Consider the following 10,144-nt stretch of genomic DNA (forward strand, 5'->3'; position numbering starts at 1 on the left):
TCCTCCATACAGCCCAAATTTAAACCCGATAGAGCGATTATGGAAGGTCATGAATGAACAGGTTCGAAATAACCGTTATTTCGCGGATAAACATGAATTTCGAGACAAAGTCTTCAAATTTTTCACCACAACGCTACCGGATATAGCGGACTCGCTGATGTCTAGAATTAACGACCATTTTCAGGTGCTAAAAACTGCATCTTGAAGTTTCTTGGGTATAAACTGAGAAATCACCTTCTTCTTTGTAGTTCACATCCGTTATGCTCCCTTTCTTCGGATAAATCTCCCATAAATTACCTTCAAAATCTTCACTTTTTGTTGTAAAGGTGACTTTTTTCTGTGGAGTAATATTTAAAGCGTATGAAGGCGCCACTTTAAACTCAGCTATCGTATTTTGACTAGCCAGGCAGACAACGGCTCGCGTTTCTTCTCCTGACGGCAAACTGGCAATAATACTGACAAAATGGTAACCACCCTCGAACTTCTTCGGCGGAGTATATAATCCGCTGTCGCTGACTGTTTTTGATAATACATTAATTTATTATATTTAAAGATGTGAACTATTAGATTATGGTTAAGATTTATTGATAGTGATATAGTAGTTAATAGTTAGGTTATTGGAATGGGTTTTCTATTTTTATAGTATATTAAGGTAGTGTTAATGTTAATATTTAATCGTTAATTGAATTTGTCGGAAGTGTTGAGTAAATCATCCGGGGGATTAAACTAAAGAGGGTTTATTTTTATCGCCTAATATTTCTATTGTTGGGTGTTTTTTAGGTGGACTATTAATCTTCTATGAATGATTTATTCATAAAATAATGTTGTATGGAGTAATGACTTAGATTTTCTGTATCTGGGATTGTTAATTTATTGATAATTAGTGGCATGGGTAGTCTCTATTTAAATTGACTATCCACTATTTTTACTATGTCAAAACTATATTTGTTATTTAAATAGATGGAGGATGTAATGAGTAACGCAAATGATATAATTAACTCTTTAAAAATGCGCAGTGTTGCGTTGGGTTGGGATGCCGTTGTTGCTTATGATCGAAATAAAGTTAATCAATTATTGCTTCAGCAATATATAGAAAAGAGAGCTGCGGGGGTACAATATCCTCCCATAAGTTTTGAAAATGAGAAATATGGAATAAAATTCCAAGATATAGTGTTAGGCGTACCATTCATTTCATTTTAGGATTCCAAAATTACGGCCAGTCAGGCCACAGCAACTATGAAATTTATTTCTGGTTCGATTGTTTATACAAACTCTAATGGTCAAGTTATTAAGTGGGAAAATATTAGTCCAGCGAATAATTATGCTCTCAAGCTTAATGTAAATTTGGAATATGGTAATGGGGTCGTTGAGGATGATGGCAGGGTTGTCATCAAATTTGAGAAAGGTACTTTACTGGATATAGAAGGGTTAAATGATGCTCCAGCAGAGATTGTGCAGTATTTTAGGCAATATATTCAGTCTAATCCTAATGAATATATTCTAGGTGTATTAAAGCCTAATAATGGTAAAAATAGACTTTATCCTAAAAAATTTATTGTTCGCACACAACCAGCCCCTAGCGGAACATTACGAGATTCTAAAAACTATGGTGATGGAGCTGTACTGCTTTTTATTGCCACTAATTATAATGCAGGTGGGGGTAACCTGCCAGGAGATAACTATCCTTACATTATTCCAGAAGGAAAATCGGCAGCTCTCATTATTGGGAATGCAACCCTATTCGGTAATATATTTGCTGAACATTTTAAAAAATATATTGATGATGCTGCTTTTACAACCATCACTTCAGGGCAGAATAGTCCTGTAACTTTGCAGTTTACTGGAGGATATACACCGACAAATGAAATTATAGATGGTTCTGTAACTTTTTTAGACTCAAGGATTAGCTATAAGAGCTGTGATGAGAAAGGAGAAGTGCGGGTTGCTCATTTGCCATTTAATAAATTTACTATAGCTGCTGATGTTGAAGATAATGAAAGTAAGCATGTTGTTTTACAATTCCCTGAGAACCATACTTATAATCATCGATTCTCAGTATCTTGGAGTTATTACGGCCCGGCAGGGGCGGTACATGACGATTATTTAAATGATTACACTTTTAGCTGTGATGGGAAATGCAAGGCTGAAGTTTCTCTGAAGGAAAATAATATTATTTCATTTTCAACGGTTGGCAAGATAACCGTTAAATGTATTAAGTCAGAACATAGTGGACTAATTCTTATTGAAAGTAATGGAACAGAGAAGATGGCAAATCAGCTCACAGATAAAATTAATAAGACTGGTTTTTTCGAATTACCTGATATCAATACATTTTATATTCAGCATATTCTGTTTCCGAACTCGGAAGTTTTGGAATTTGATCAGATTGCTGTTCCTGGAGATTTGGTCTTATTCGGCGATATTAGCCCTACCTTGACAGGTCTGAAAGTTGAACCCGCAGAGATACTTCTGTCTGCCAATAAAACCCAACAATTTACTGTGACCCCAGCTAAGAATGTTAAATGGTCAATCAGCCCTGTAGATCTGGGTAGTATCAGTACTTCAGGACTTTATACAGCACCTTCGGTGGCCTCTATTGGTGAGTCGAAACCGTGAAAGTGACAGCATCAAACAGCGATGTCTCAATCTCTTCAACATTCATTATTCTATTTTCGATCCAAAAAAAGTTATTCCTCTTTATATTACAAATAAAGGTACTATCAACACGCAACAAATTGCAGTAAAAGGAAAATTAACAAATCCACCAGCAAGGTATAAGGAATATTCTACGGGTGTTAATGGTACGCCCGGTATGGAAAGTTGTTGTTAGTGTATTGGGATCTATTGACTATTCATCAATTATTCAAACTAGTTAGCTACGAATTTATTTTACCTCAGGTAAGAGGTGAGGCTTTAGGATAGAAATCTGTCAACGATAGTTTGAATGTAAAGGTGACTAATATATATGGGAATAGTGGGATTATTAAGTGAACTTGGGATGATGAAGAGCATTATTATATTCCCATGATTAGCTAATTGTAGTTTAGTAGGTGGCAAGAATAGTCTTGCCACTACACTCTCTCACCTTGGTCACATCGTTATCTATGCTCCCGGGGATTCGCTTCCTTGCCGTCGCGATTCATCTTGAAATCCATAGGGTATAGGCAATTCTTTAAGAACGTTTGAACAACCTATAATTGAAGTAAAACCGGAGGTAGAAACTAAGATTACACACAAGCACGTGTGACCAGTTTTTTATATAAACGACATCGATACTATGACAAGGAAAAATTAACAGTTGTTGTTTCCCATATATTGACTATCGAGCTGGTAATATTTGTGTTATTAGGGGCTTAATTAGCTATGTTGTTAGTGTTGGCATAAATCAAGCGATGGGAAGAAAATCGCGACTCGCCCTTGTCAACGTGAAAACTCATTTGGGATTCTGGCTCTATAAGGTAAGAAAATAAAACGTATGACTGCAAAATTTGAACGATTACAACAGCTCGCCCGGCACGTCGATTTTTCGGCTCTTATTCCCCCTTTGTTGGCATTTCCTGCCGATAAAGCGTTTGCCATCACCGCGGTTTCTCCACATGCTGATGCTGAGCTGTTACGCACCATCTACAGCAAATATATGACGGAGCATCACGATTGGGTAAAACAAGTAGAGGAAGTATGTGGTCCACCTCCTTGGATTGTTCGTAGTGCAGGTCTGGAAGATGGTGATATTTTCGTCAATGCGGGTGGCTATGAGAGTGTCATTTGCCATCGTACAGCAGATTTTGCCGACACTGTTGCTGAGGTTACTTTCAGTGGTTTTGAACCTCAAGCTATCGCACAACAACGGTTAATCAATCCTGATTATCAGCCACAGCCAGTCACTTGTTTTGTTCAGCGGTTGATTCAAGGCACTCCACCTCAAGTGGAACTTTTACAGGCACCCTATCTGACAGCTGATGTATGTCATAGTTTGTACAAAATTATCAGGCAGTTACATCAGCACTTTTCTGAAATTGCGTTGGATACTGAGTGGGTATTGGAAACAGATCATGGATTGGTATCGGCCACCGGACTGACCTTAGCCGGTTCTAATGGTGTTCGGGGAGAACTGGCGTTTGGTTTTGGCTTTGCGGCGGCGCAATCGCCCGGTTCAAGGGTAAACTCGGTCGCCTATCATTGGCCAACATTATCTGCTCCCTTGTGGTATGGCACACAATTACGTCAAGTGAACGTAGATAAACTTTGGTTAGTACAGGTGCGTCCTGCTCCTGGTTACACGCTTGAACGTCGTGTTCAACGGTTAACCGCCGAAGTACGCACCGAGCTGGCGCATTGTATGCGAGCAGTACCGGTGGCAGCGCTATTACCCCCTTCTTTTCCCTCTTTAGGTAGCTTCCTTTCTGCATCGACATTGAACGATGCTTGGTCTCGTTACCTGCGTCTTCCCCTGTCTGTGCAAACGGCTCTTACCGCTGTCTTCGTTGAATCTGGGGTGGGCAGTGAACATGCTGGTATCATGTTCCGACAACAAAATTTGCCGGTTTTTCTTACCCAACTAACGGATATACCCGCTGTTCCTTGGGTAGTCATTGATAGTATGGGGGAATTGGCCTACTTTAGTGCACAAAAGCCACTTATCGAATTGAAAACGGAAACAGCCGAATCGGTTAATTTGCCTATCTCAGTACAACGTGTGTTTGACGACAGTGAATCCTTGCGAATAACGGAGCTTACATCTCAACGTGTTACCGATATTCTGCAAAATGCGTTGATTGGCTTACCTGTGTTAACGGAAAAGACCTACACCACACTTAAACGACGCACGGTTTTCCCAACAGACACTTGGCTACAAAATGGTAATGCTATCCGAAGCCCCAGTTTAACAGGTTGGCTCCTCGCACAGGCAGGAGAGAGAGCTATTGAGTTTTTCCTCTCTGATTGGCCGACAACTGATGCAACGGCAGATTATCTCTGTGCTCTTACCGCTAAAAGCAATCCGCAATCTGTGTTACCGCGCTTATGCAAAGCTATCCCAACGCTTGCAGGCAGGCTCACCCGATTCAATGATCTGTGCTTAATTATGCAGTTAATTAAAACTGAAGCATGGATTGAAAAATTGCCGTCTATCCAATTAACGTCATTGGTCGATGCTGCGATAACTGCACCGTATAGCGATGCACGCTTGTTGTTAGAATGTATACTCCATGTACTTGCAGATACAGAAATTCTGTCCATTTACGAGGATACTGAACGGTTAAATATTGTATATACTCTGGTCAATGTAGCAGAATCTACGCTTTCTCCGGCCTCTCTATTAGAGATAATACATCACGGCCAACTAGCACCGACTGCACTCGCTAGTTTGGTGTGTGCCCCAAAAGCATGTGCTGCCTATCTGGCGTTTTTAACTCCTTTGAGATGTTTTAAGGCTGCCGCTGCATTAGCTGGAGCCAGAGAAGTTGCTGATTTACTGCAAGCCACCGCTAGCCTAATGGAGACTCTACATAAAGCAAACTTACCGACATTGCAGGGCCTTTGTCGCATTGACTTGGTGGATACTTATGATCAAGTGCTTAAAGCGGTATTAATCGATGTGGTCGATCGGCGTGATCCCAGTACACATCAGCGTTACTTGGATTTGCTAAGTGGTTGGATTGCATTTGCCCAACTGTCGACTCTTTCTGCCACGGAGGCGGCGGCATTACGTTCTTTCCTAAGGTGGATAGAGCATGTTCGTTATCAGCCCATGCCAGACAATTTTTTGCTTGAGTTAAAAGAAGACATGGTGGAATGTTTGGGCGACGACTTCTTGCGCTGGCAAGTTTTAATACCCATTGCTGGCAATATGATGCCTGATCAACTGCCTATGGAAAATGCTCATCAACTACATAATCTTTTACATCAGTGGATGTTGGCTCACTTTCGAGCTCACTCCGGTTCTGAACTGCCTGCTCCCCTACGCAAACTGATAAATATCGCAGATGGCTTTGGTGATGCACGCTCTTGCCTGCTGAGGTTAACTCGGAACATTCTAGAGATTTCACTCCCCTTTGTAGTACATAAGGCCAGCTTCCTCTTTAATGAGAAGGAATTGATCGTTGAATTTGCCGAACTACCGAACGCTCCGGAAGAGGACATTGGCCGTTTACATGTATTCGAAGCGTTGGCATTGCGTATTGTCGAATGGAAACCCATATGGCGAGTATCACCGAATCGAGTCTGCCAGTTAGGAACTTGGACGCTTTTCTTGCGCATGCAGCGTACTGATGGTGCCCGTTGGCAAGCTGAGGATCTCCATCAATTGGTGCTCTGGTTACGAGTGCTGTTCGATACAGCTTACGACTTCTCGTATGTTCCTAACGATGAAGTTTCACATGTATATGAAATGGTTGGTCATTCTCCTTGGCGTGACCTGTTTCGTGCTTATGCCGCTTACCGAGCAGCGGTTGATTTTTCTATTCAACGTATCACAGTCTATTCATTGCCCTTTGCCACAACTCTAGCAGCACTCTGTCTGAACCAGTTTGTACGTGATGAGGTAATTGGAGCTTGCATTGCCGGTTTTGAAGGTGCCTGGAAAGCTTTTCATTGTATGGCTGAAGAATTGGAGAAAACAGAAGCTGACCAAAATCAATGGCATGTCCTTCACACCACAGCAGGGCAATTGGGATTGCTGCTTTCAGCGATGTGGCCGGAGCAGACACTGTTGAGGATGGTACAAGTGCCGCTATCACCTGTTGCCGCTGAGCGAATAGGTGTAAGTCTGTTGCATCGTCGTGACTTGACTGCCACATTGCAACAGCTAATTGCAGAGCCAGAAAATGCAGCTTTGCGCGATTTGGTATTACACCATGTACCTGAAATCGCTGTGAATGCAAGCTCTGCCGCCACGATTGCAGATGAAGTTGCAGGCTGGCAAAGTAAATTTAAGCGCTGCAAGGAATACCTACTCGCTTATCATGCTAATTTACTCTCTGACAGCCAATGCCAGCAATGCGTCAAACAGCTTGGGTTGGTGCCTTATGGCATAACTGAGGAAATTGAAACCTATATTCAACGTGCTCTGATTCACACCGCAGCAGAGGAGAAAGGTCGTTTTAAACTGGATGAAGTTGACCCTATTGCTATTATTCGTGCCATAGGCACGGAGGCTTGAGTATGACTTTTCAACCTGATGTCAATATCAGCCAGCCTATCATGCAGAAAGATTTTGGGAGAAATCATGTCAATATCAGTGAATTACATTCGGCAATTAATTATCAAAGTCGCCTGCGATACGACAGGTGATAGTGTAGAAGAATTAATCGGGCGCGGGCGGCTGGAGATCCCTCCACGTGATGCAATTGAATTTATGGTACGCCTGGAAGCACTGTTCGACTGTACCTTGGGATGTTTGCGATACGAGCCTTTGTCAATAGAGATCGATGAATTTTCGGCAATCGTGAACAATGCCCTTAACGTGCGCGTATCTACTGCATCAACATTTTGTTGCTCGTCAACAAGCAGAGGAGCTGCGTCAGTGAGATAATGAGGAGCGTCATCACTTCACTGAGAGAAAGGGAAGCTTCGCAGCGACGTTTGAGCAAACCATTTTCAATTAACTGTTGATGCCAGAGAGGAATAAATTTTTGGCAAAAGTCATCGACGCAGCAGTCAAGTTCTTCTAAATTAGACATGCCTGAGGAGCTCCACGATTTTGTTTTCTTTGACAAAAACTTTGATCTTGCCTCAGGCACTAAGTTCCCTTCTTAAGCAAACCTCAGGTTATATTAGTCATATCGCTCGTGTAGGCTGAGTCATTAAGTCATTAGGTGTCATGTTGACGGTTTACCGGAAAGCGGATAATTTTTATTGGATAAAAAGTTGAGGGAACACTTCGGTAGGTTGGAGTGAAATGGGGAATATGATGGGCAGTGTCTGGATAATATCTGGGATGTTTTTGCTGTCAGCAATTTGGTTACGAAATGTAGAACATGCCAGTTGGTAATGTTCAGATGTTCACAATACTGTTTTCTGACCAGGTCACTGCGACATCAGTTGATAATATGCTGTTGTTTTTGTTCGGCCATGTATTGGATACGGTTCATGATGTTAGGCTCCAAATAAAGAAAGGAAGCTGTAGCATGCATGAACCGGATGGCTGGGATAAGGTAAGGTCACCGGGCATTTATCTTATATCTGAAATCGCCGGTTGTTTTTTATACGGATTTTTTAGTGTTAACTGTTTTAAAATCGTTGCTTCTCATACTATAAAACTGAAAACCTAATGAAATAACCATAGAGAGAACCGCAAAATAAATTAGAGCTATAGTACCCATTCCTAGAGATATAACTATTCCACCTAATGTAGCACCTACCGAGCTTCCTAGATAGTTAATCGAACTATTGAGCGCGACGGCTGCGCTTCCGTGTTTAGGCTGATAAGATAATAAAATATGTTGCTGAGGTGCTCCTGATGCCCATCCCATAGCTCCCCAGATGAAAAACGGTAAATATTTTATAAGCGATAGGTTAATCATTATTGGAATACATACGACGGAACATGTTAAAATGATTAGAATAAGTGCCATTAGAGTTTTGGGTTTTTTAAAGTAGTCAATTAAATACCCAATTGATATACTACCAAATAATCCACCTAATCCCCAAGCCCATAAATATATTGTTAAATCATTTGAGTTATTAAGGTCTTGTAGTAATGGAGATAAATAGGTATATAAACCCAAGCTTGCAATACTTGCAAAGAATGTTATTAAGACAGTGATGGTTACTCTTTTATCTAAAAACATTGCAATTCTTTCTTTTATAGCTGGAGGGGCTGTGACTGGAACATGTGGTAGAAATTTAAGAATGCTTAAAGCAGAAATTAAACTAAGAAGAACGACAAACCACATTGCATATTGCCAATTAAATTGGTTAGCAATGTAAAGGCCTATAGGAACACCTAATACAGTTCCCATGCTCATTCCACCTATTGTTAAGCCAAGTGCTCTCCCTTTCTTTTCCACAGGTACTAACATAGTTGCTCCTGTTACAGCTAATGGTGAAAATAAACCCGCACCAACACCAGCAATTGCTCTTGATATCAAAAATATAGAGAAATTTGGAGAGACGGCTGTTAATGCATTTGCAAGTCCAAAGATTACTATAGAAGTTAATAGAACTTTTTTTATAGGTTTACCTGCTAAAAGAGAAGCAAATAATGGAGCAGATACTGCATAACATAAGGTAAATATACTTACGGCTTGTCCGACTTGAGAGGCGCTTTTTTGATAACTATCGCTAATTCCAGGTACAAGTCCGGCGATAATATAAGCATCAAATCCCAAAGAAAACATACCTATAGCTAAAAAAATGACATTTTTCATTGTTTTTCCACCTTTATATAGTTGAAAATATTATAAATAATGAACTTTATTATATTATAATCACTTGGTTATTAAAGTAGAGTAATAATTATTTTATCAATATATAGTGTACATTCGCATAGTAACTTTAAATGACGGTAGATTCACATAATAAGTGCAACATCGTTAATCTGGAAGTAAACATGTTCGTATTCCCTTAAATAATTCATCAGGAGGAGACCTCAATGCCTTACGTGGGTGATTATTAAGCCTATTCATGATAAATCTTGTTTCCTGTTCTGTCACTGATGAAAAGTTTATTCTCTTTGGAAAATACTGACGAATCAATCCATTTGTGTTTTCATTGACACCAAGTTCTCGGGAGTAAGGGGCAGGGCAAGATCGTGAATATTTTGTTAAAAAAATCAGATTTGACCGACAGTAATAGTTATGATCTCATACTCTCTTTTTGAGAGCAAAAACCCTGTGCTTTGATATTTTTACTGAACATTTCTCAGACATTCAAGATCCCCGTCAAAGTGCCAAAGTCGCCTACCCTTTATTCGATATTTTATTTGCCTCATTGTGCGCTGTTCTGGGCGGCGCAGATGGTTGGAGTGAGATCCAAGAGTATATTGAAGGCCACCATGAATGGTTTCTTGAACATAATATGTTCAAGGAGGGGATCCCTGTTGATGACACGATTGCCCGACTTCTCTCACGGATTAATCCGGAACAATTTAATCTTTGTTTTATCAACTGGATGCGTTCGGTTCATCAGGTCACTCAGGGGGAAT

The 10,144-nt window shown here is 40.5% G+C and carries 9 protein-coding genes and 2 pseudogenes; 8 read left to right on the forward strand and 3 right to left on the reverse strand.

Annotated elements, in window-relative coordinates:
- The 7 genes from SLS51_RS21770 to SLS51_RS24300 all read left to right on the forward strand — a co-directional run.
- Positions 1-205 (forward strand): transposase (locus tag SLS51_RS21770; RefSeq protein ID WP_323840628.1); only part of this gene is annotated, 205 nt, incomplete at its 5' end.
- A gap of 767 nt (positions 206-972) precedes the next feature.
- Positions 973-1,200, forward strand: coding sequence for a hypothetical protein (locus SLS51_RS21775; RefSeq protein WP_323840629.1), 228 nt, complete (start codon positions 973-975; stop codon positions 1,198-1,200).
- 36 nt (positions 1,201-1,236) lie between these two features.
- On the forward strand, positions 1,237-2,616 hold the full coding sequence (locus SLS51_RS21780; protein WP_323840630.1) for a hypothetical protein: 1,380 nt from the start codon (positions 1,237-1,239) through the stop codon (positions 2,614-2,616).
- Positions 2,600-2,830, forward strand: a complete 231-nt coding sequence (locus SLS51_RS21785) for a hypothetical protein (RefSeq protein WP_323840631.1) — start codon at positions 2,600-2,602, stop codon at positions 2,828-2,830. The genes SLS51_RS21780 and SLS51_RS21785 overlap by 17 nt, the downstream gene beginning before the upstream one ends.
- Positions 2,831-3,475: 645 nt before the next feature.
- Positions 3,476-7,159 carry a hypothetical protein gene (locus SLS51_RS21790; RefSeq protein WP_323840632.1) on the forward strand — a complete coding sequence of 1,228 codons (3,684 nt, stop codon included), beginning with the start codon at positions 3,476-3,478 and terminating at the stop codon, positions 7,157-7,159.
- 2 nt (positions 7,160-7,161) lie between these two features.
- The gene (locus SLS51_RS21795; RefSeq protein WP_278249212.1) at positions 7,162-7,290 is read left to right on the forward strand and encodes a hypothetical protein; all 129 of its coding nucleotides are present in this window, start codon (positions 7,162-7,164) and stop codon (positions 7,288-7,290) included.
- Entirely contained in the window at positions 7,238-7,531 is a 294-nt protein-coding gene (locus SLS51_RS24300) for a DUF6137 domain-containing protein (RefSeq protein ID WP_369293957.1), read from the forward strand. The genes SLS51_RS21795 and SLS51_RS24300 overlap by 53 nt, the downstream gene beginning before the upstream one ends.
- Here SLS51_RS24300 and SLS51_RS21800 read toward each other — a convergent pair.
- The 3 genes and pseudogenes from SLS51_RS21800 to SLS51_RS21810 all read right to left on the reverse strand — a co-directional run.
- A pseudogene (locus tag SLS51_RS21800) lies at positions 7,527-7,679 on the reverse strand (IS982 family transposase); the annotation flags it as partial. The gene SLS51_RS24300 and the pseudogene SLS51_RS21800 overlap by 5 nt on opposite strands.
- 522 nt (positions 7,680-8,201) lie before the next feature.
- Positions 8,202-9,368 carry an MFS transporter gene (locus SLS51_RS21805; protein WP_323840634.1) on the reverse strand — a complete coding sequence of 389 codons (1,167 nt, stop codon included), beginning with the start codon at positions 9,366-9,368 and terminating at the stop codon, positions 8,202-8,204.
- 165 nt (positions 9,369-9,533) lie between these two features.
- Positions 9,534-9,737, reverse strand: a pseudogene (locus SLS51_RS21810) (IS30 family transposase); the annotation flags it as partial.
- 94 nt (positions 9,738-9,831) lie between these two features.
- On the opposite strand from SLS51_RS21810, the gene SLS51_RS21815 reads away from it, so the two are divergent.
- Positions 9,832-10,144 (forward strand): ISAs1 family transposase (locus SLS51_RS21815; protein ID WP_323840635.1); only part of this gene is annotated, 313 nt, incomplete at its 3' end.

Source organism: Photorhabdus africana (assembly GCF_035181445.1).
Taxonomy (GTDB): domain Bacteria; phylum Pseudomonadota; class Gammaproteobacteria; order Enterobacterales; family Enterobacteriaceae; genus Photorhabdus; species Photorhabdus laumondii.

What these genes read in the sequence shown, in the direction of transcription:
- SLS51_RS21775 (WP_323840629.1), top strand. Translation starts at nt 973, where the DNA reads ATGAGTAACGCAAATGATATAATTAACTCTTTAAAAATGCGCAGTGTT.
- SLS51_RS21780 (WP_323840630.1), top strand. Translation starts at nt 1,237, where the DNA reads ATGAAATTTATTTCTGGTTCGATTGTTTATACAAACTCTAATGGTCAA.
- SLS51_RS21790 (WP_323840632.1), top strand. Translation starts at nt 3,476, where the DNA reads ATGACTGCAAAATTTGAACGATTACAACAGCTCGCCCGGCACGTCGAT.
- SLS51_RS21795 (WP_278249212.1), top strand. Translation starts at nt 7,162, where the DNA reads ATGACTTTTCAACCTGATGTCAATATCAGCCAGCCTATCATGCAGAAA.
- SLS51_RS21805 (WP_323840634.1), bottom strand. Translation starts at nt 9,368, where the DNA reads ATGAAAAATGTCATTTTTTTAGCTATAGGTATGTTTTCTTTGGGATTT.